Source organism: Bacillus sp. UNC322MFChir4.1, assembly GCF_000746135.1.
Lineage (GTDB): Bacteria > Bacillota > Bacilli > Bacillales > Bacillaceae_G > Bacillus_A.
The window spans coordinates 57,195-76,184 of sequence record NZ_JQKQ01000028.1 but is presented as its reverse complement, the minus strand read 5'-3'; the positions used below and the strand labels follow the sequence as shown (position 1 = coordinate 76,184).

The following is an 18,990-nucleotide window of genomic DNA, read 5'->3' as shown; positions in this document are numbered from 1 at the left end:
CTTTGCTTGATATTTACTCTTTCGCTGAACGAATCCTTTTTCTTTAGCTAGGTGTTCTAGAACATGAGGAGACATATGTCGTTGTAATTCTTCAGTAATCGGTTGAAGTTCGTCAATAATCGAAAAATCCATAAAAAAACGCCATCCTTTCCTATAATTCTACAGAAAGGATAACGTCTTATTTGCTTTATGGATAGTGCAAAATCTTAACTTGATAGTAATGTGACGCTCCCCATATACAATGTTATGAAAAAGGAATATTACTTGAATTTATAGAACTGTAACTTATCTAAATCTAATCAGTTTTGGAGGGTTTACATTGTTTCTTAATTATCATAGTAATAAAGATTTTTCTCCTATATTAAATCACGTTTTAAACACATCTAACCAAGTAATTTGTTCGGGAGCCTCAACTATAGTGATTCATAATGATTCTATTGTGTTAGAAGAATATATAGGAAAGCAGTCAGATAAACCTAATACAAGAATTGTACAGCCTGATACTCAGTTTCATGTAGCTTCGGTAAGAAAAAGCTATATTGGGTTTGCCGTGGCATATGCCGTTTTTTATGGTTATATAAAAAGTATAGATGACTTTGTATTAACCTATTTACCAGAGCTTGAAGAGAGTAGTTGGAAGGGTACAACAATAAGGCATTTATTAACTCATACTCATGGATTAAACCAGAAAGAAGAAATTACATATCGGGAATATCCTGTAGGGGAAAACTGGACATATAAACAAGTCGGAATAAAGACTTTAACTGATATTGTAAAACGCACAACTAATAAAACAATTTCTGATATTTTGCATGAGCAAGTTTTTTTGCCATTAGGTTTTTTCGAATCAAATTGGTATGCCAACAAAAATGAAAAGCTTGTTGATGTAATCCTTAGATATGAAGGAGATAAAGATTGGAAAACAAGTGATAGTACAGAGGGCGACAAGATGAATATGTATGTGTCAGCACGTGAGTTGGCTATGTGGGGTTATTTACACCTAAAAGAAGGTAATATAAACGGAAAGCAAATTGTTCCCAAAGAAATCATACATATGGCAACATCTATTCAGAGTCCAACAAGTATAGATGAAGACTTACCTCAAAATGGTTTTTTGTGGTTTGTAAAAGATTTACCTGCTAAGAAAACAGAAATAGGTGTAGAAGTCCCTAGAGGTTCATTTCAAATCCTAGGTTATACTGGAGTAACTTTATTAGTAATTCCACAAGAAAATTTGGTTGCAGTTCGCATGTTTAATAGCTTTGGTTCACCTGAAGGTTACGATTATTTATCTGATGTTAGGTCATTTGGAGATACCGTTATGGGTTGTTTAGAAAAAGTAAATAGTTGAGAGGTGCTGCTAGCTTTTGTTCTAAATGTCTATCCTTATTACATTAACAGCCGTGCTCATTATAAATGACAAATTACAAAAGCCGATTTCCATAGTTTATAGGAAATCGGTTTTTAGTGCTATCTAATTAAGAGATTCGTAATCCCAAAAGCAAAATAATTTCGTTTTGGGGTTATTTCAAAATCTTAGCTTGATGGGCATGGGGCGGTACCCTAAATAATGCCAAATATGTGAGTAGTATGTTAAAAAATCAGTTAAAACCATTCTGTGTAACTATAGTAGTTACATGATAGAGGGGGCCCTGCCGGCAAAACGAGAATATCCATAGCTAAGACATTTTTGGGAATATAATAGGGGTCACACGACCAAAAAAGAAGATTGTACGCCGAGGAAATATTTTACATAAAAACCCGATTCTCCTGTATTTGGGATCACGCCCACAGTTTGGGTTCATCACCGTAACATGTGAGCGGGATCCCTTCTACTTTAATTTAACAGAAAATAAATAGTTTGAATTTTGTTATTTTTTTACTAAAATTGAATTTGTAGTAAAAAACAAAAAGGATTTTCCGACAAATTCATCGTATATATTACATAAAATATACGGGGGGAGCATATATGAAAAAAATACTTATAAATAAATTTGTCGAAATACCGATGCATCTCGTCTTATCGACAATCGTCATTTTCTTTTTAGGTACATTGCCGCAATTATTTATTGGTATGGAGCTTAACGTTCATAATTACATCAATTCTATTACATCGACATTTTCAAAACTGTTTGGCAATAAGCCGTTAACCTATTATGGCCCTTATATGGACCCATCAATCGGGAGACCATTATTCCCGCAAATTTTCATACAGTACAAACAAACTGCATTTGTTTTCTTGATGTCCTTACTAATTTCTGTACTCGTTTCTTTCATCATCGTATACATCATTCTGCAACTACCAAAACGGAAACAAGAAAAGATAAAGGTCTTTCTCGACTTTCTTGAGTCCATCCCAGATATTTTATTCATCCTCGGACTACAGTTACTTGTTGTATATATATACAAAAAAACAGATGTCCTTATTATGAATATCGCAGGCATAGGTGATAAAAAGGTCGTTTTGCTTCCGATACTATGCCTTAGCTTACCCTCCATTATATTATTTGTAAAATTGCTTTTATTTCGATTTGAAACAGAATTACAAAAAGATTATATATTGTTAGCCCGTGCAAAAGGGCTCGGTAAACTACATATTTTAAATCATCACGTGTTACGCAATGTGTTACTGAGCACGCTTTATTTCTCGAAAACAAACATATGGTTTATGTTATCAAACTTATACATCATTGAATATTTTTTCAATATCCCAGGTACTTTTTTATTCCTAAAAAATTATGGTATTCCTGAAGTGTTTATCGTTTCAATGCTCCTCATTTATATACCAATTTTTATCATCTTTAAGTTGTTTCATATTTTTATTCCAGACGAATTGAAAGGAGAAGGATAACATGTGGCGTACATTAAAAAAAGATAAATCTTTCATTATTAGTGTTTCCTTTCTCCTTCTGTTCATCCTTGCAAGCATCGGAAACTCTATCTTCATGGATGGAGAAGTTCGCCAAGTGTCGCTACAATTTGATAAAGATGGAGAAGTAGAAGCAGCACCGTTTCCGCCTACTCTAGAATTCCCACTAGGTACAGATATAAAAGGTTATGATCTATTGCATCGCGTCATCGAAGGAGCAAAATGGAGTATTGGCGCTACCTTTCTCATTGCAGTTATTCGCACTATTTTTGGGATTGGGATTGGAATGTTTATTGCTTTTTACATAAAACGGACTTTTCGAACTTTTGAAGCGACATTTGATAGCTTTAGCGTTATTCCAATGACACTCATTGCTTTTTTTATGCTAGAGAGTGTACTGAAGTTTGCAAACGGCGAAATACCGCCGCCCTTTTATCAACGCGTTTTCTTTCAAATGATGGTTCTTATCGTTCTAGCACTACCGACGTTGTCTTTTTATGTTGCAAATGAAACGAAGAAACTGCTGTCTGAAGAATTTATGCACGCTGCTCGTATACTCGGCGGTAACAAGTGGCACCTTATCAAGATACATTTATTCCCGAATTTACTGCCGCTCTTCATGATTGTCTTAATGCAGCAATTTGTACAAGCTTTAATCCTCTTCGCACATCTAGGCGTATTAGAGATTTTCTTTGGTGGAACCATTGTCTTCTCTGGTGGTGAAGCTGACTCCGTCAGCAGCGAATGGTCTGGGCTTATCGGCTTATATTTTCGCTCTTTATCAGTACATCCTTGGATTCCACTGGTACCGATTGGTTGTTTTACCCTTACTATTATTGCGGGGAATACAATTGTACGCCGCATGAAAGTAGCGATGGAGAGGCAATATCAGCCAAAAGAACAAGTAGATGAACATGACAAGGACCAACGGGTAACTGTAACAGCGAATTCATTTACATTTTATAAAGAAGGTTAAAAGCTGTATCTGGGGTTTCACACCGTTAGCTTGATGGGCATGCGGCAAGACTCCTAGAGGGACAGCAGAGAAGATGCTTTGCACAACAGGAATTCTTCTCGTCTGAGCGAATAGATATAAGGAAAGCGAGGAGAACGTACAGATGAACATTCATAACCTTACATTAGAAGAAGCGAGAGAAATCAATACATGGCAATATGAGGCCCCGTATGAACTGTATAGTTTTACTGGGAAAGATGAGACGCTAAAAGAATTGCTTGATGGTACGTATTACGGCGTTTGTGATGAACAGGATGAATTCATCGGTTATTTTTGTTTTGGGGATAACGCACAGGTACCAGGCGGAAGGGATGCGAAGTTATACACAGGTGAGCGCGTTGTGGATATCGGACTTGGCATGAAACCAGCATTAACAGGAAAAGGGCTGGGGATATCTTTTTTACAAGCGGGATTACGGTTTGCGAAGGAAGAGTTTAGGCCAGAGACAATTCGGTTAAGTGTTGCGGTTTTTAATGAGCGGGCTATTACGTTATATAAAAAAGCAGGATTTACATTAGAAACAACTTTTGATAGTCGAGGAAGAGCGTTTATTTTGATGACGTATTTTTGTAGAGAAAATATTAAGTAGAAAAAGTTGGATCTGTTTTCAAATAGATCCAACTTTTTCTTTACTATCTTTCATCATAGAGTGTAAATGAATTAGCGGGAAGTTGCTGTGTAAAATTAGGAGTATTGGGTTGTTTTATTGCTTCTTGCTTTGTTTGTTTCATATGTCGTTTTTCAAATGCTAATTGTATTCTTTGTAGCATAATGTGTGCTGCAATAATGGTCAGAATGAAAAAGATAATTGGAACCATTGGGATCCAAGGGTGAACAGAGAGAGAACGAAAATAGAGGCCAATTAACCCTGACCATTCATTACTAACTGACTCAGCTTCATCCCCGTAGTGAAGAACCGTTCCTCCAAAAAATAATTCTAAAATACCAAAATGAGAAAAAATGATTAAAGTTTGTATAAACTGTTGCATCATGACAATGATTAGAACAGGAAATATGTGTTTCATAACGAGATGAAGTTTGTTTCCACTTAATACTGTAGCAGCTTGTATAAATTGTTCATTCAGTATCTTTTTTGTTTCTTTTGCAAAATAAAATATAAGAACGGGTAAATCGAGAATGACTAAGACCATAACTTCAAATGATGCTCGTTCAAAGAAAGGGAGAGCAGACTCTCCATGATTAAAGCGCAGTACTGTATAGAGAATAAAATAATCAATAAGGGTCATTGGAACGACTGAAAAACAACCAAATAGAGCTTCAAGTGTTTTAAAGCTTTTTCGTACATAAAAAGCGAAGTATAACCTAATTGCTAGCCCAATACATGTACGTAGAAATGCTATTAATAACGATATACCAATGCTTGTACATTACCGCTTTCATCAAATAGAATGGATGTCTGGCGAACTTTTCCATCAAATAATATGGAATTTCCGATACTTGCTATGATTAGTAGAAGCAAAAAGGATATACAAATAATGAAATACTTATCTCTTTTTAAATGGGCCCACATATTAAGATTCTCCTTTCAGCTCATCAGGTATGAAAATGTCGAAAAGTTTAAAGACAATAAAGATAGGAATATAAATTAAAAACAATGTAACACAGAATATTTCAGGTGCGGGTTCTAATTCGGTGTTATATGTTTTTAAAAATGTGAAAATGCCTTGAACATTGAGTAAGTATTCAATAATGTATAAATTAGATAACATATACCAAATATTTGTTTTTGAGAAGTAGAGAGTACTTAAAAAGACGTTTCTTAAAACGTGATGATTGAGAATGTAAAACATGTCAAATCCTTTGCCCCGTGCTAACAAGGTATAACCTTTTTGTAATTCATTTTCAAAATGCAGCAATAGTAGCTTGTTAAACATAAGGATAGTTGGCAGACTTAAGCGAATAATTGGAAATAGTAAGATTGAGTTGTTTTTTGTGCCAGCTATTTCCGCGATTAAGAAGTTTGTCTGTTTATAAATCCAAACGACAAGTAGTTGGAGACACAAAATGATAAAAATATCAGGAATTGCTTCTAATAGTAAAAAATACGATTTTATTCTTTCTCTTTTTTTTTACGGGAAGTAGTAACAAAGCATAAACAGTCATAAAAGAAATTAATATAGAAATAAAAAGAGCGGATAAAAAGATAATAACTGTGTTGCCATATTGAATTAGAATTTGTGGAGATAGTGGTTTTGCAAATTTCGTGTAAGTTAATGGTTCTCATCCTATTAATTTCGAAGTGACTTCCATAAGTGTATGCAGGTAATTGTTAAAATCGATTTTCATTCCAATAAATAATTGTGGTAATGTGCTGATAAATACAATGATAATAAAAGATAAGAATAGGTGAAACGGTATTGTTAAATATGTTTGTATAGAAATTTTTTCATATAAGTCTAACCTTTCTTAATGAAGTGAAACTATCATCAGTAGAGACATTCTACTGATGATTAGCCTAATGAATTGGTTCTTACAGCTGAATTTACTAGAAGGAAACACTTCGTATATTTGAATTGAAAGAGAAGAATTCTTCATTTTTCATTCGTTGAAGCTATATAATTGGTATTAAACATTTTTTAATAACCCAATCTCATGGCTAAGTTACCTAAAGGGCAGTTTTCTATAAAAGGAACTTGAATAATGATTTTGCTTACTAAATCCCAAAATATAAATTTAAAGTTCAATTTATACAGATGTAAAGGTTAAGTATTTTTTATTAACTTTTAATTAAATTTTCCTTGTTTATCTCTATATTTTTTTTAGCAGAATTTTTGAATTCGATCATATTTACTTGATTTTGGAATTTATTTAAGAAATCTGTTACTAATCTAATTAATAAAAAGAAAATAATCATTTGGATAATCATGCAAGCCCACAGTAAATAGTCAGTCCAGTTCATATTTTTCGCTCCTTTGTTTGTTTTGTAAGATATAAAAAATGGTTCATGCCACGATAAATTGTAAATGTTGAGTTTAAAATTGCCATTAATAAAATTAAGAATATCGATAGGAGTACAGAGAAGATTCCAGTATGATTAAAAATTAGTGATATATCTTGCTTATAGATAAGGAAAGATTGTAAGCTGAAAAAAGTTGTTTCATTTTTAATAAGAAAAATAATTAATCCTATTAAAAAAAGATTGCGAAACGCTAAAACCCAAGATAAGTTGTGGTCTCCTGCAATTCCACCGCATCCGCAGGAGATATTTGTTCTTTTTCTGCATAAATTAACAATAATCCCTATTGTATACATAATTAATAAAAGCAAAAGTATAGCTCCTACCCAAGGTTGTAATAATCCTAGAATGAGTGAAATGGAACAAATTAATTCGAAACTGACTTCTATCCTAGAAAAGAATTTTGTGAATTTCTTTGGGAGAATTTTATATTCCTCTACAATGACAACATGTTTGCTAAAATATAATAGTTTACTAATAGAGGACGATAGAAAGAGAGTGCCTATTGATATTCTTAAAATTAAAATAATTTCATTCATATTAAAACCTCATCCAGTTTATTTTGGTATAGAGTTGCTTGGGTTGTGTATAATTCGTAGTATTTCCCTTTTTTCGAAAAGAGTTCTTCATGAGTGCCGAACTCAACTAACTCACCATTGTCTAATACAACAATTTTATCTGCTAATTTAGCTGCAGACATTTTATGAGAAATCATAATTGTAGTTTTCTTGTTTGTCAGTAGTTCAAATTTATCAAAAATTTCTCTTTCTGAAATAGGGTCTAATGCGGCTGTTGGCTCATCTAAAATCATGATATTACTATTTTTAAATAAAGAACGAGATATTGCTAACTTTTGCCATTGTCCTCCAGAGAGCTCTTCTCCTTCTTGTAAAAATCTCCCTAAGTGAGTGTTGTATGTATTAGGGAATAGTTGGATAGCCTGATGGATTCCTGACTGCATAGCTACATTTTTTAGTTTTTCGTCATTATTTATTTCGGAAACATTACCAAGAGCAATATTTTCTCTTATGGTTAAATGATACTGAATAAAGTCTTGAAACATTACTGTCATGTGTTCTCTTAAAGAATGTAATTGAATTTTATTAATAGGTATATTATCAAAATATATATTTCCAGATGTAAGTGGATATAGTCCAAGAAGGCATTTTATTAACGTTGTTTTTCCAGATCCATTATGACCAACTATAGCTATCTTTTCATTAGGTAGTATAGAAAAAGATACGTTTTGTAAAATTTTATTTTTATTATTAGGATATGAAAAAGATACATTTTCAAATCGTATGCCATGTTGTAAAACACTAGGAAATGGTACTTGTTCATCGCTATTTATTTCATCCTCATTCAATGAATCCATATAATGGAAATAATCGTATATATATAATATATCCTCATATAATTTAGCAAGATTAGCTGAGATGCTGTGTAGTGCACTTTGCGTATTATGTACTGCTTGTCCTATAGAAACAAAGTCTCCGATTTTAACAGCAGATTTTTTGATGAGCCAAATAATAATTCCTGCAGAACCACAATATGAAAGAGCTACTATTAAATCTAGCAATATTTCAGCTTTGCTTTTGGCTTTAAAAAAATTTAAAGAATAATTCATATTTTCATTATAATTTTTCTTCCATCTTTGTATGAAATACGTATGTAAGTTAAAAATTCTAATTTCCTTAATCGTATCTTTTTGCATTAACAAATGTTCTATATAGTTTGTCTCTCTAGCGAGAGGTGTAGTTTTTTTTGTAAGTTCAAATCCCTGTTTACCGAGATACGATTTTATGAAAAGAGCTGGAAAAAACCCAATACCAGCAACTACAGCTAAACTCCAATGAATGGAGAGTAAAAAAATAATTAAAGATGAAATGGTTATTAAAGATTGTGCGATCAAAAACAAATTATTAATTGGTGATAGTAGACGTCCGCCAGTATTTGCTTTTATTCGATTGGTATAGTTATAAAAATCAGGATTATCAAAATATGAATATGGTATTTTAAATGTTTTATAAGCAATCTCTTCAATTAAAAATCTATTGAGTTTAAAGCGTAAGTTTTCGTCAATATAATTTTGTAATTGTTTAATGATAGTTTCGAGTAGTAATAACAAAAATTGTAGTACAAGCAGAGTAATAGCTAATTTATAATCTTTATTTTCACTTGTAATTATTAGGGCTACATTGTTAACTAGTTCTTTTGTAATCCATATTGTAGCCACTGGTAGCATCCCTAAAATAATCATAAATATGCTAGAGAAGCAAAACCAGGCCTTATTGATTTTCCAAATTAGTTTAATAGTTCTTAGTATATAAGAAATTAACATATAAAAAATCCTCACTTTTTTTCTTTTAGAGGGCCTTGTCAGATATTGGAGAAATTTTAGTGATAGTTGCTTTAGAATTGATCCGTATAAATGTTGGGAAAACAAATGTCTGTAATTGGTTTTTTTGAATATCAGATAAAGGAAATACTGGAAGTTGATAATGTGCTTGAATATTGTTATTAAATTGATTGTATAAATCTGGAGTTTCGGAATATAGATATATTATTAGATTATGTGATTTGTGTTTATTTTTATGGATAATTTCATCTAATTTTTCATGACATATTTTACATGATGCGGCCATCAACATAATAATAGATTCATCATGCTTAGAGTAAGAATTTGGCAATTCTAATATATTACTAATATCCTTTTTTATTAAGGAGTCTAATTTTTTTTCAATAAATTTTGGCTTGGGCAATAAAGCGAGCGCTTTTGCTAATTTGCGAACCTGTATAAGTAGTACTAATAGAAAAAATAACCATATGAGAAATAGTAGAAGATATATAATCATAATAAACGCCTTCCTATCTTAAATTAATAGGATTCAAAGCTAAGAATTTTATATTCTTAGCTTTGAATTTTACACTCTTAGCAATAGCCAACAGCAATCATTCGTCTATTAGCCTAATAACAAAGTAGTGTACGAGTTATTGTGCCACAATAACTATCGTAGTTACAACCTTCCTTATAGTACCGTGGACCAACAACTTCATTTTATAACTTTGCTAAAATATTACTGGCCACCATAGCAGCAGCCAACAGCAATAAATTTTCCGTTACCATAATGACGAAGTCGTGTAGGTGTTCTTGTGCCACAATAACTATCCCAGTCACAACCTTCCTCATAGTATTGTGGACCAACAACTTCATTTTATAACTTTGCTAAAATATTACTGGCCACCATAGCAGCAGCCAACAGCAATAAATTTTCCGTTACCATAATGACGAAGTCGTGTAGGTGTTCTTGTGCCACAATAACTATCCCAGTCACAACCTTCCTCATAGTATTGTGGACCAACAACTTCATTTTTTACTCCAAATAACTTTGCTAAAACATTACTCATAATTAACAACTCCTTTTTCGAAATGTTGTAATACAATACAAATTTTAACAATATATAACAAAATATTCAAATAAAATTAAATTTTCTCAAAAATTACAAAGATAAACATTTTATTTAAAATATATTGTTATTAATCATATAAATATAAACTTTATAAAGCAGTTGAGGATGTTTTGGATGTTATGAGTTATATATAGAATCTGGAGTGTTTAACCTTGTAGAGAAGGAAAAATAAGCGTATGGAAATGAAGATAAACCTCTTAATTTCTAAGGGATATATTTGTGTGTTTCTTTTATTATTGTTAATAAAAGTTGAGAAAGTTTTAAATCGCTTTATTAATAAAGTGGGTATTTGGTATGATATAGATTTATAGAGATGTTCATGTTGATGATTGTAAACTTGAAAAGGTCCATAGTTGTTAGCTGAAAAAAGATGTGGAAAAGTTTGAAGTGTATTTATCCCGCTATTCGTGGGCAGTAATACTCCCACCTCAAAATTCAGTGAAAGTATTGTCCAGCTCTAGCGGCTAGAATCTCCGGCCGTTTCGCCCCCTCGGACGAGGCAAAAAGCGCCTCTCTGTCAGGGGCGTGGGCGTCTTGCGATTCTGAACGAGCCGCTTCCGCTTTTCTTAAGAAGTTAGGTGGGAGATAAACTGCCCGTAAAAGCCCGATTGGTTCAACTAATAATCAGTGGGGATGAAGAAAACCCCCCACTGATTAAAGTTTCACTTTATCAATAAAATACAAATTTTTTATTATAGATTATTAAACCTCCTTATGAAAGGTAAAGGGAGTTGTTGAGTATGTTGTAGTGGGGGCATTGGATTGTATGATTTCCTTACTATATTTTGATTTTTAATCATCATGAATGTTTTTGGTAATAGAAGTTAGAGTGATGTAGTAGAGAGAGACGAAAAAATACAACGGACCATGATTTGCAAATCATGGTCCGTTATATTTTAGTTGATTTTTTTGCATTTAAATTATGCCAGCTAAATAAATTCTAACTTTATTCAGCATGCTCAGCTCTATGCGCCAAACGACTTGAAGCAGCAGCAGCAATCGCCCCAACGATATCATCGAGGAACGTATGAACTTTACCTGTAGATTTGTCGTTTAAATATTGTAAAATACCTGGCTTTAATTTATCGATATAGCCAAAGTTTGTGAAACCAATTGAACCGTATACGTTGACGATAGATAAGGCAACAACTTCGTCTACACCGTATAATCCTTCATCGCGGTGGATGATGTCTTGAAGAGGTGCACTTAGCAAACCTTTTTCGGCAAGAACATCTAATTCAATTCCTGTAATGAGGGCATTTTGTACTTCACGTTTGGATAAGACGCGTTCTACGTTATAACGGCATTCTTCCATTGTTAAATTTGAATGATAATTTTTTTGAAGAAAATGAACGAGATCTGCAATATCGTCAATTTTCACACCGCGTTCTTGTAGTAATTGTAATGCTCTTTCTTGTAGTTCATTTCGTTGTGTCATGTTTATCACCTTTTTTTCTTTTTAATATTGTATACGTATAGGTGTATGATGTGCATAGGCATGAAAGTTAATTACCGGCTCATATATATATAGAAAAAATGTAGGTGGCGAGTACGATGATTCAACATATTTATGAGAACTATCATATACACGTTAAAGAATTTACACCTCTTGGTCCTTATAACAGCTTTTGGGTTCGTAATAAAATTTATGTGCTTCTTCCTAGCGGTCATTTGCAAGAAGAAGAGCTTGTTGAAATGAAGAAATTAAGTGATTATATGAATCAGCAAGGTGATATTACCGTTGCGACGTTTGTGCCAAACGTACAAGGTTATTACGTTAGTGAGATAGAAGAAACAAATTATTGTTTGTTTAAAGGAATACGTACGTTAGAGCGTAATGTCATTTCACCAGGAAGTGAGCTATCGTTATTTCATAAGCGCGGTGCATTCTTTTCGGAAGAAATTGAACATCTCAGCCGAATTGGTGAATGGAAGTCGCTTTGGGAAAAACGATTAGATCAGCTCGAACGTTTTTGGCAATCTAAAATGGTGAGTCACCCTACTGATATGTTTGAACAATTATTTATTGAATCATTTCCGTACTACTTAGGTCTTGCCGAAAATGCGATTCAATATGTAGTAGATACAGAAATTGATGATACTCCTCAAGTTGCTGATGCTGCAACCATTTGTCAGGAACGATTTACACCATTGCTTTGGCGACAGACAAAGCGATTAAAGCTCCCGGTTGATTGGGTATATGACCATCCAAGTCGCGACTTAGCTGAATGGGTACGTCATACTTCTTTGGAAAAAAAAGAGAACTGGGAAGAAACGATTGCTCAGTTTTTAACCGACTACGAACGGAACTATCCATTATCTTCGTTTGGCTGGCGGTTATTATTTGCTCGTCTTCTCTTTCCGCTTCATTATTTTGAAACAGTTGAAGGATATTACTTGGCGGGAAGTGAGTCGCAAAAATATGTATATCAAGATAAGTTAGAAACCATTTTGAAGCGCGTAGATCAGTCGGAACAATTTCTTAAACAGTTTTATGACCTCATCCGTCTACCCATTGATAAGTTAGGGATTCGTAAGCTTGATTGGCTTACGTAATATGTAATTTAGAAAAAAGAGACCGTGGTGGGTCTCTTCTTCTAGTTTCAGCGGCTAGAACAGTCGGTGGCTTCGCGTCTTCCGCCGAGGCAAAAAGCGCCTCTATGTCAGAAGCTCCATCCCCCTCTTGTTCTGAGCGAGCCGCTTCCGCTTTTAAATTATCCAGCTCCGCCTCCCAGCCCCTTGCGTCTAAGAACCTTTCCCGCGAGAAGATAAAAAGCATCTTCTGCGGGAAAGAACCTTAGCCGTCGGGGCTAAACGGTCGGCTCCGCTTTTACATTAAAATACTTGTTCTACTTCAATTACTCCAGGTACTTCTTCTAAAAGAGCACGCTCGATACCAGCTTTTAATGTGATTGTAGAACTTGGGCAGCTGCCGCAAGCACCTAGAAGGCGTAATTTAACGATACCGTCTTCGATATCTACTAATTCTACGTCACCGCCATCGCGAAGTAAGAACGGACGTAATTTATCTAATACTTCTACTACTTGTTCGTGTAAGTTTTCGTTTTCCATTTTTATCGACTCCTTTCATCAGTTTTATTATAATCAAGATACAGGGGAAAATCTATTTTTTATGTCTTTCTTATGTTGTCAAAATAGTTTATGGAAGTTTCCAGCTTATATGTGACAATAAGGTACGGAAAAAAATATATGTACAAATGGGGGAGAGAATATGATAAAAGTAAGTGTTTACGGAGCAAAGGTTGTATGTGCAAGCTGCGTTGGAATGCCGTCTTCAACGGAAACGTATGAATGGCTACAAGCGGCGATCGGACGGAAATATGAAGGACAAGAAGAGAAATTCCATTTTGAATATGTGGATATTCATGAGGAGCAAGAAGAGGAAGAAAAACGCGCTTTTGCTGAGCGTGTCATTGAAGATGACTTGTTTTATCCTGTTGTTCTCGTAAATAATGAGATTGTTGGAGAAGGAAATCCACGCTTAAAGGATGTATACGAAGAAATTGAGAAATATTTATAATATAACTTATCACTCACAGAGCTCTTGCAACGTAGATTTCAAATCGCAAGGGCTTTTTCTGTGCTTAGGAGGATGAACGAGATGAAGAAAGGGTTTGTAATAGGGATAATCGGGCTTTTTGTAGTCAGTGGTATTGCTTATATGACAGGGGATGCAGCGATGGTTTATCCGTTTGCAGGTTGGCTGGGCCTCTTTTTCTTAGCTAGTGCAGTATTTCTTTGTATAGATGGATTCATTTTAGGAGCACGTGGGACATTTACTTCGGCAAAGCCGACGCGAAAAGAATCTCGCTTTCAATCTGCTAAAATGAACGCATTTGCCGCAATTCCTAATATGGCAGCATCGTTAGGAGTATACTTATGGCTATCGTAACGGAGCGTTCTATACCAAAAGAAGTGGAGTTCTTTTTAAATCAATATGTGAATGAACTTCAAAAAGTCATTTCAAAAGAAAAGCTAGTTGGTGTGTATGTGTATGGTTCATTAGCGCTAAATGCGTTTCATCTGGAAACGAGTGATATTGACTTTGTAACGGTTATGAAAGAACAAGTCAGTGAAGCAGAGAAAGTGAAAATCCGTGAATTACATAAGAGGCTCCGTACAGATGACCTCGGTAAACGAATGGATGGGATGTATATTCCGCTTGTTCATGTCGGAAAGCAAAATCATGAGATGTCACCGTACTTATATTGTTCAGATGGAAAAATAAATGAAGGACATTGGGACATTAATTCTGTGACGTGGTGGACGATAAAAAATAGCGGTATTACGTTTTTTGGTCAACAGGCAAACGAGCTTCCGTATGAGGTAACGTGGGATGATGTTGTAAGCACAATGAAATACAATGTGGAACAATATTGGAGTGAGAAAGTAAAGCGTCCATACTTATTTTTGTCTACAGAATGGGTAGAGTCTGCAGTTGTGACAATGGGACGTATTATGTGCACGCTAGAAATGGAACGGATTGTTTCGAAAGATGAAGGGCTGCAATATATGATGAAACGTTGTAAAGAATGGGAACCGCTTCTGCAAGAGGTGTACTGGGTTCGTCAAAAAGAAGGATTAAAACCGTCTTTATCAAGGTGGAGACGCGCTCAGATGACGAAGCAGTATTTGTTGTTTTGGATAGAGGAATGTAAGAAGAGGTGGGAAAGATAAAATGAAACTTTAATCAGTGGGGGGGCATCCCCCACTAATTATTAGCCCTCACCAATCGGGCTTTTACGGGCAATTTATCTCCCGCCTAACTTCTTAAGAAAAGCGGAAGCGGCTCGCTCAGAATCGCAGGACGTTGGAGCACCCGACAGAGAGGCGCTTTTGGCCTCGTCCGAGGGGGTGAAACGACCGGAGATTCTAGCCGCTAGAGCTGGACAATGCATCCGCTGAATTTTGAGGCGGAGTATTACTGCCCGTTAATGCGGGATAAAATGAAACTGCCATCAGTGGGCCATATTTCCTACTGATGGCTAGTTTTACTTTCATATCAACATCGGTATATCACTAACTAGTAGGAATATGTGCAGAAGAATAACACCCATTTTTTATCTTAAACTAGTCATATTGGTTTAACATGTTAGTTAATTTTTCTTTTGTATATTTAATTAATTCAACAGGTTTTTTTATAATTGCATTTTCTCCATATGTGATAAAGTAATTTGAAAAAAAGATAATATCATGTTTTGAGATAGTGCCTCTTACAGCTCCTAAACCATCTTCTCTTTTAATCAACTGAGTATTTGGCCATGTAACGGATTGATATTTTTCTACACCTTTCTGAGTTAACTCTACATATAATTCAAATGTTTCTTTGGAATCATTCAGGATGGAAAAACGATTTTTTAAAGTAATATTGGATAAGTCAATTGGATTCGTATTTTCGTCGTGTTCGACAGATTGTATACGATCACATCGAAAGACTCGATAATCTTTTTTAGAAAAACAATAGGATGGACAATACCACTTTCCTTCATTCGCATAAATGCCAATCGGTTGAATACTTCTATTGCTAGTCCTTCCATTTGTTTCATAATTAATTATAATAACGTGTTGTTGAATGGCTGCATTTAACAATTGTCTTAAAAATGGGATTTCTTCTTGTTGATGTATCGACACAAAATCAACTCGATCTTTCATATTGTCAATCGTATCTCTAATATCGCCAGAAAGATTTAAATAAAATTTCTTTTTTATTGATTCATATTCTATATCAAATGGAAGGGAAATATAGTGTCTTAATGTATGAAGGGCAAAGAATATAGAGACAGCCTCATCCTCACTAAATGCGATGGGAGGAAGAATTCTTTCGTTTAAGACTTGATAACCGCCATGCGGACCTACTTCTGAATAAAGCGGTACACCCATTTCACTTAATTCTTGTAAATCTCTCAAAATTGTCCTTGTTGAAACACCAAACTCTTGTGCTAATCCCCCAACAGTAAATCGTTTCATTCGATTAACCATCATAATCAATTCATTTAATCTTTTTGCTTTAGACATAAATACCTCCAATAACTATGACACAATCTGTCACTATTATAATATACAATCATTAATAGAAAAATGATTCAAGAAGTTAGTTATGTAAATACTGAATGAAGTGATAGTACAGATTCGCAAATAATTATTTATAATGGAGGCATAACTATGTATGTAACAATTTCAGACTTTATTAAAGAATGGAATAGGGAAGCAATGCTAACTCAAAAAGTTTTGGATGGTTTGACAGATGATTCATTAAAACAACAAGTTTATCCAGAAGGTCGTACTTTAGGGAGAATTGCATGGCATTTTACAACAAGTATTCCAGAATATTTAGCTCATTTTGGGTTGAAGATAGATGGAGTAGAACATGCAGAAAGTGTACCAACTTCAGCAGAGGAAATTGCTGAAACCTTTAAGGATATAAGTTTCAGTGCATCCAAAGTTATTGAAGAGCAATGGACGGATGAATCCCTAGAGCAAATACAAGAAGCGTTTGGAAGGCAAGAATCAAATGCTACAATCCTAATGGGACTAATTAAGCACATTGTTCATCATCGTGGACAAGTTACAGTTCTTATGCGTCAAGCAGGAATAAAACCATTTGGTGTATATGGTCCACCAAAAGAAGATTGGGCTCATTTAGGGATGGAAAATCCACCACTTTGAAGCAACAGAAAAAACAAGAGCTGCATGGCGGCTCTTGTTTTTTGTTTAACCATTATGATGTTTATACATCCAAAGAATACCTGATTTTAAAAGGCGAGGTACGCGGCCCATTAACGGCTGGTTTGCGAGTAAACCGAAGCCATGTTTTTTACCAAGAGAACCGAGAACACCTTTTAGTTTAATAACAGGCAGTTCTTCTGGTAATGCTTCATTGTTCCAACGTTTTAATAATATTTGGACAATTTGTTCACCTTGACCTTCTGCAAGCTGTGCAGATGGTGCATGTGGCAGCGCAGCGCAGTCACCTAGTACATATACATTCTCGTAATCTGGAATATTATGATATTTTGTTAATACAACCCGGCCGCTATTATCATGCTCGACAGGCAGATTACGAACAATTTCACTTGCTTGAATGCCAGCTGTCCATACAATTGCATCACATTCAAGTGGTTCATCGTGGTTATACACAATATTTGGTTCTACTTTTGTAATGTTCGAATTGCGAATGATTGTAACATTGTGCTTTAAAAACCACTCTTCTACGTATTTACTTAATTTTTCTGGGAACGGGAAAAGAATGCGATCTTTCCGGTCGAATAAATAAATGTTTAAGTCTGGACGACTTTCGCGAAGCTCACTTGCGACCTCAACGCCGCTTAGCCCAGCTCCTACAACAGCAACTGTTGCATGTGGTTCTAAACCATTTAGTTGTTGATATGTTTGACGAACTTGCTCAATGGATTGAAGGCTGTATGTATTTTCCTTCGCTCCTGGAACGTTGTGATAGTTATCTTCACAACCAAGTCCGATAATTAAGTCATCATAATTGACAACTTCACCGTCCTCAAGATGAACAGTTTTGTTTTCTAGATCAACGTTGGTTATAGTACCGTATTGAATGTTTAATCGTGGATGCTCTGGAAATGGAATGCGAATATGCGTTTCAGAAATCGTTCCTGCCACTAATGCGTAGTATTCTGTTTTAAAACAGTGATACGGTACTTTGTCGATTAATGTTACTTGAACATCATCTGGAAGTTGGTTGCTCGGAAGAAGACGTTGTAAAACTCTCATTCCACCGTAGCCGCCACCAAGTATTACGAGGTGCTTCATGATGGATTACCCCTTTTCTGTTGAAATATCCCCTAATCATAGAAATTTTTATATTAAAAAAATATTTTGACTTTACTCATTCAAATTATATCGAATTTTGAAGTAAATAACAATGCGAGAATGTATACTCTGTTGTACAATAGTAAGAAAGTGAAAGCGATGTTAAAGGCCATTCTATATAAAAATAAGTAGAAGAACGACATAAAGCCCTTTTCTTATTAGGTGAGCGAGTGAAGGTCATGGTGTATTTTGCATAGTAGCGACTCGTTCAGAATTAGTAGAATGTTGTGGTTTTCTAGTAGGAAATGATTGGGTATGTCAGTTGTTTTCGCTGGATTTAGACGAACATCTTAGGCTTACTGTTATAAAACAAGCTTTGAAATAGATACAGGAGGGATTAAGGTTGATTAAACCGTTAATTGAATTTTGTGTTGGCAACCTTGCGAGCGGTGCACAAAAGGCACGTGAACAATTGGAGAAAGATCCAAATTTAGATGTGATTGAGTACGGGTGTCTTGGGTATTGTGGCGTTTGCTTTGAAGGACCATATGCACTTGTAAACGGTGAAGTTGTCAAAGGCGAAACACCGGATGAACTTGTGAAAAATATATATGATTATTTAGATGAAAACCCAATGTTTTAGGGCGTTGCAATGAGGCAGCGTCTTTTTCAATTGAATGTATTAGGAGATATAAAAAAAGAAAGCCCTTTTGTTGAAGGGCTTTTTGCTTACACTATATGTGTAAGCACGACATTGTTACACCAAAATTGTCGTTGAATATGAGAAACGGGGGACATTCTTATTGTTTTCCAAAAGCGCTCATTTTATACTTATAACAATCAAAAATTTTGGAG

At 34.6% G+C, this 18,990-nt stretch carries 20 protein-coding genes and 2 pseudogenes; 10 read left to right on the top strand and 12 right to left on the bottom strand.

Annotated elements, in window-relative coordinates; genetic code table 11:
• Nucleotides 1-319 precede the first annotated feature (319 nt).
• From BR72_RS12135 to BR72_RS12120, 4 genes are all read left to right on the top strand, one after another.
• Nucleotides 320-1,351 carry a serine hydrolase domain-containing protein gene (locus tag BR72_RS12135; protein ID WP_035433367.1) on the top strand — a complete coding sequence of 344 codons (1,032 nt, stop codon included), beginning with the start codon at nucleotides 320-322 and terminating at the stop codon, nucleotides 1,349-1,351.
• 618 nt (nucleotides 1,352-1,969) lie between these two features.
• Complete coding sequence (locus BR72_RS12130) at nucleotides 1,970-2,851, top strand: ABC transporter permease subunit (protein ID WP_035433366.1); 882 nt, start codon at nucleotides 1,970-1,972, stop codon at nucleotides 2,849-2,851.
• A 1-nt stretch (nucleotide 2,852) separates the two neighbouring features.
• The gene (locus BR72_RS12125) at nucleotides 2,853-3,845 is read left to right on the top strand and encodes an ABC transporter permease (RefSeq protein ID WP_035433365.1); all 993 of its coding nucleotides are present in this window, start codon (nucleotides 2,853-2,855) and stop codon (nucleotides 3,843-3,845) included.
• Between the two features lie 142 nt (nucleotides 3,846-3,987).
• Entirely contained in the window at nucleotides 3,988-4,473 is a 486-nt protein-coding gene (locus BR72_RS12120; protein ID WP_035433364.1) for a GNAT family N-acetyltransferase, read from the top strand.
• A gap of 43 nt (nucleotides 4,474-4,516) precedes the next feature.
• On the opposite strand, the gene BR72_RS12115 is transcribed toward BR72_RS12120, so the two are convergent.
• The 9 genes and pseudogenes from BR72_RS12115 to BR72_RS12085 form a co-directional block, all read right to left on the bottom strand.
• Entirely contained in the window at nucleotides 4,517-5,131 is a 615-nt protein-coding gene (locus tag BR72_RS12115; RefSeq protein ID WP_231559713.1) for a hypothetical protein, read from the bottom strand.
• 113 nt (nucleotides 5,132-5,244) lie between these two features.
• The gene (locus tag BR72_RS27100) at nucleotides 5,245-5,415 is read right to left on the bottom strand and encodes a hypothetical protein (protein WP_231559712.1); all 171 of its coding nucleotides are present in this window, start codon (nucleotides 5,413-5,415) and stop codon (nucleotides 5,245-5,247) included.
• A gap of 1 nt (nucleotide 5,416) precedes the next feature.
• Nucleotides 5,417-6,287: pseudogene (locus BR72_RS12110) on the bottom strand (ABC transporter permease subunit).
• Between the two features lie 334 nt (nucleotides 6,288-6,621).
• Entirely contained in the window at nucleotides 6,622-6,804 is a 183-nt protein-coding gene (locus BR72_RS12105) for a hypothetical protein (protein ID WP_035433363.1), read from the bottom strand.
• Entirely contained in the window at nucleotides 6,801-7,400 is a 600-nt protein-coding gene (locus BR72_RS12100) for a MauE/DoxX family redox-associated membrane protein (protein WP_035433362.1), read from the bottom strand. Before BR72_RS12100 ends, BR72_RS12105 begins: the two co-directional genes overlap by 4 nt.
• A complete protein-coding gene (locus tag BR72_RS12095; RefSeq protein WP_035433361.1) occupies nucleotides 7,397-9,202 on the bottom strand; it encodes an ABC transporter ATP-binding protein in 1,806 nt (601 codons plus the stop codon). Before BR72_RS12095 ends, BR72_RS12100 begins: the two co-directional genes overlap by 4 nt.
• Nucleotides 9,203-9,227: 25 nt before the next feature.
• Nucleotides 9,228-9,716 carry a hypothetical protein gene (locus tag BR72_RS12090; protein ID WP_035433360.1) on the bottom strand — a complete coding sequence of 163 codons (489 nt, stop codon included), beginning with the start codon at nucleotides 9,714-9,716 and terminating at the stop codon, nucleotides 9,228-9,230.
• 379 nt (nucleotides 9,717-10,095) lie between these two features.
• Nucleotides 10,096-10,269, bottom strand: a complete 174-nt coding sequence (locus BR72_RS26735) for a hypothetical protein (RefSeq protein WP_197059945.1) — start codon at nucleotides 10,267-10,269, stop codon at nucleotides 10,096-10,098.
• Between the two features lie 1,009 nt (nucleotides 10,270-11,278).
• Nucleotides 11,279-11,770: a phosphatidylglycerophosphatase A family protein gene (locus tag BR72_RS12085; protein ID WP_035433359.1), complete on the bottom strand. Its 492-nt coding sequence runs from the start codon at nucleotides 11,768-11,770 to the stop codon at nucleotides 11,279-11,281.
• Between the two features lie 116 nt (nucleotides 11,771-11,886).
• Here BR72_RS12085 and yutH point away from each other — a divergent pair, with 116 nt between their 5' ends.
• Nucleotides 11,887-12,888, top strand: a complete 1,002-nt coding sequence (gene yutH, locus BR72_RS12080) for a spore coat putative kinase YutH (RefSeq protein WP_035433358.1) — start codon at nucleotides 11,887-11,889, stop codon at nucleotides 12,886-12,888.
• 279 nt (nucleotides 12,889-13,167) lie between these two features.
• Here the strand turns inward: yutH and BR72_RS12070 are convergent.
• A pseudogene (locus tag BR72_RS12070) lies at nucleotides 13,168-13,386 on the bottom strand (NifU family protein); the annotation flags it as partial.
• A gap of 178 nt (nucleotides 13,387-13,564) precedes the next feature.
• Here BR72_RS12070 and BR72_RS12065 point away from each other — a divergent pair.
• From BR72_RS12065 to BR72_RS12055, 3 genes are all read left to right on the top strand, one after another.
• Nucleotides 13,565-13,873, top strand: a complete 309-nt coding sequence (locus BR72_RS12065; protein WP_035433357.1) for a YuzD family protein — start codon at nucleotides 13,565-13,567, stop codon at nucleotides 13,871-13,873.
• 81 nt (nucleotides 13,874-13,954) lie between these two features.
• Nucleotides 13,955-14,245, top strand: a complete 291-nt coding sequence (locus BR72_RS12060) for a hypothetical protein (RefSeq protein WP_035433356.1) — start codon at nucleotides 13,955-13,957, stop codon at nucleotides 14,243-14,245.
• A complete protein-coding gene (locus BR72_RS12055) occupies nucleotides 14,233-15,030 on the top strand; it encodes a nucleotidyltransferase domain-containing protein (protein ID WP_035433355.1) in 798 nt (265 codons plus the stop codon). The genes BR72_RS12060 and BR72_RS12055 overlap by 13 nt, the downstream gene beginning before the upstream one ends.
• A 393-nt stretch (nucleotides 15,031-15,423) precedes the next feature.
• Here BR72_RS12055 and BR72_RS12050 read toward each other — a convergent pair whose 3' ends face one another.
• Nucleotides 15,424-16,368 (bottom strand): helix-turn-helix transcriptional regulator, encoded by a 945-nt coding sequence (locus BR72_RS12050; protein ID WP_035433354.1) that lies wholly within the window; start codon nucleotides 16,366-16,368, stop codon nucleotides 15,424-15,426.
• Between the two features lie 147 nt (nucleotides 16,369-16,515).
• Between BR72_RS12050 and BR72_RS12045 the strand changes: the two genes are divergently transcribed.
• Nucleotides 16,516-17,019 (top strand): DinB family protein, encoded by a 504-nt coding sequence (locus BR72_RS12045; protein WP_035433353.1) that lies wholly within the window; start codon nucleotides 16,516-16,518, stop codon nucleotides 17,017-17,019.
• Nucleotides 17,020-17,064: 45 nt separating this feature from the next.
• Here BR72_RS12045 and BR72_RS12040 read toward each other — a convergent pair whose 3' ends face one another.
• Nucleotides 17,065-18,135, bottom strand: a complete 1,071-nt coding sequence (locus BR72_RS12040) for an NAD(P)/FAD-dependent oxidoreductase (RefSeq protein WP_035433352.1) — start codon at nucleotides 18,133-18,135, stop codon at nucleotides 17,065-17,067.
• 403 nt (nucleotides 18,136-18,538) lie between these two features.
• Here BR72_RS12040 and BR72_RS12035 point away from each other — a divergent pair, with 403 nt between their 5' ends.
• The gene (locus BR72_RS12035; protein WP_035433351.1) at nucleotides 18,539-18,778 is read left to right on the top strand and encodes a YuzB family protein; all 240 of its coding nucleotides are present in this window, start codon (nucleotides 18,539-18,541) and stop codon (nucleotides 18,776-18,778) included.
• Nucleotides 18,779-18,990: the final 212 nt, after the last annotated feature.

What these genes read in the sequence shown, in the direction of transcription:
- BR72_RS12115 (WP_231559713.1), bottom strand. Translation starts at nt 5,131, where the DNA reads ATGACCCTTATTGATTATTTTATTCTCTATACAGTACTGCGCTTTAAT.
- BR72_RS12125 (WP_035433365.1), top strand. Translation starts at nt 2,853, where the DNA reads ATGTGGCGTACATTAAAAAAAGATAAATCTTTCATTATTAGTGTTTCC.
- BR72_RS12095 (WP_035433361.1), bottom strand. Translation starts at nt 9,202, where the DNA reads ATGTTAATTTCTTATATACTAAGAACTATTAAACTAATTTGGAAAATC.
- BR72_RS12130 (WP_035433366.1), top strand. Translation starts at nt 1,970, where the DNA reads ATGAAAAAAATACTTATAAATAAATTTGTCGAAATACCGATGCATCTC.
- BR72_RS12060 (WP_035433356.1), top strand. Translation starts at nt 13,955, where the DNA reads ATGAAGAAAGGGTTTGTAATAGGGATAATCGGGCTTTTTGTAGTCAGT.
- BR72_RS12050 (WP_035433354.1), bottom strand. Translation starts at nt 16,368, where the DNA reads ATGTCTAAAGCAAAAAGATTAAATGAATTGATTATGATGGTTAATCGA.
- BR72_RS12105 (WP_035433363.1), bottom strand. Translation starts at nt 6,804, where the DNA reads ATGAACTGGACTGACTATTTACTGTGGGCTTGCATGATTATCCAAATG.
- BR72_RS12085 (WP_035433359.1), bottom strand. Translation starts at nt 11,770, where the DNA reads ATGACACAACGAAATGAACTACAAGAAAGAGCATTACAATTACTACAA.
- BR72_RS12100 (WP_035433362.1), bottom strand. Translation starts at nt 7,400, where the DNA reads ATGAATGAAATTATTTTAATTTTAAGAATATCAATAGGCACTCTCTTT.
- BR72_RS12090 (WP_035433360.1), bottom strand. Translation starts at nt 9,716, where the DNA reads ATGATTATATATCTTCTACTATTTCTCATATGGTTATTTTTTCTATTA.
- BR72_RS26735 (WP_197059945.1), bottom strand. Translation starts at nt 10,269, where the DNA reads ATGAGTAATGTTTTAGCAAAGTTATTTGGAGTAAAAAATGAAGTTGTT.
- yutH (WP_035433358.1), top strand. Translation starts at nt 11,887, where the DNA reads ATGATTCAACATATTTATGAGAACTATCATATACACGTTAAAGAATTT.
- BR72_RS12045 (WP_035433353.1), top strand. Translation starts at nt 16,516, where the DNA reads ATGTATGTAACAATTTCAGACTTTATTAAAGAATGGAATAGGGAAGCA.
- BR72_RS12120 (WP_035433364.1), top strand. Translation starts at nt 3,988, where the DNA reads ATGAACATTCATAACCTTACATTAGAAGAAGCGAGAGAAATCAATACA.
- BR72_RS27100 (WP_231559712.1), bottom strand. Translation starts at nt 5,415, where the DNA reads ATGTGGGCCCATTTAAAAAGAGATAAGTATTTCATTATTTGTATATCC.
- BR72_RS12040 (WP_035433352.1), bottom strand. Translation starts at nt 18,135, where the DNA reads ATGAAGCACCTCGTAATACTTGGTGGCGGCTACGGTGGAATGAGAGTT.
- BR72_RS12055 (WP_035433355.1), top strand. Translation starts at nt 14,233, where the DNA reads ATGGCTATCGTAACGGAGCGTTCTATACCAAAAGAAGTGGAGTTCTTT.
- BR72_RS12065 (WP_035433357.1), top strand. Translation starts at nt 13,565, where the DNA reads ATGATAAAAGTAAGTGTTTACGGAGCAAAGGTTGTATGTGCAAGCTGC.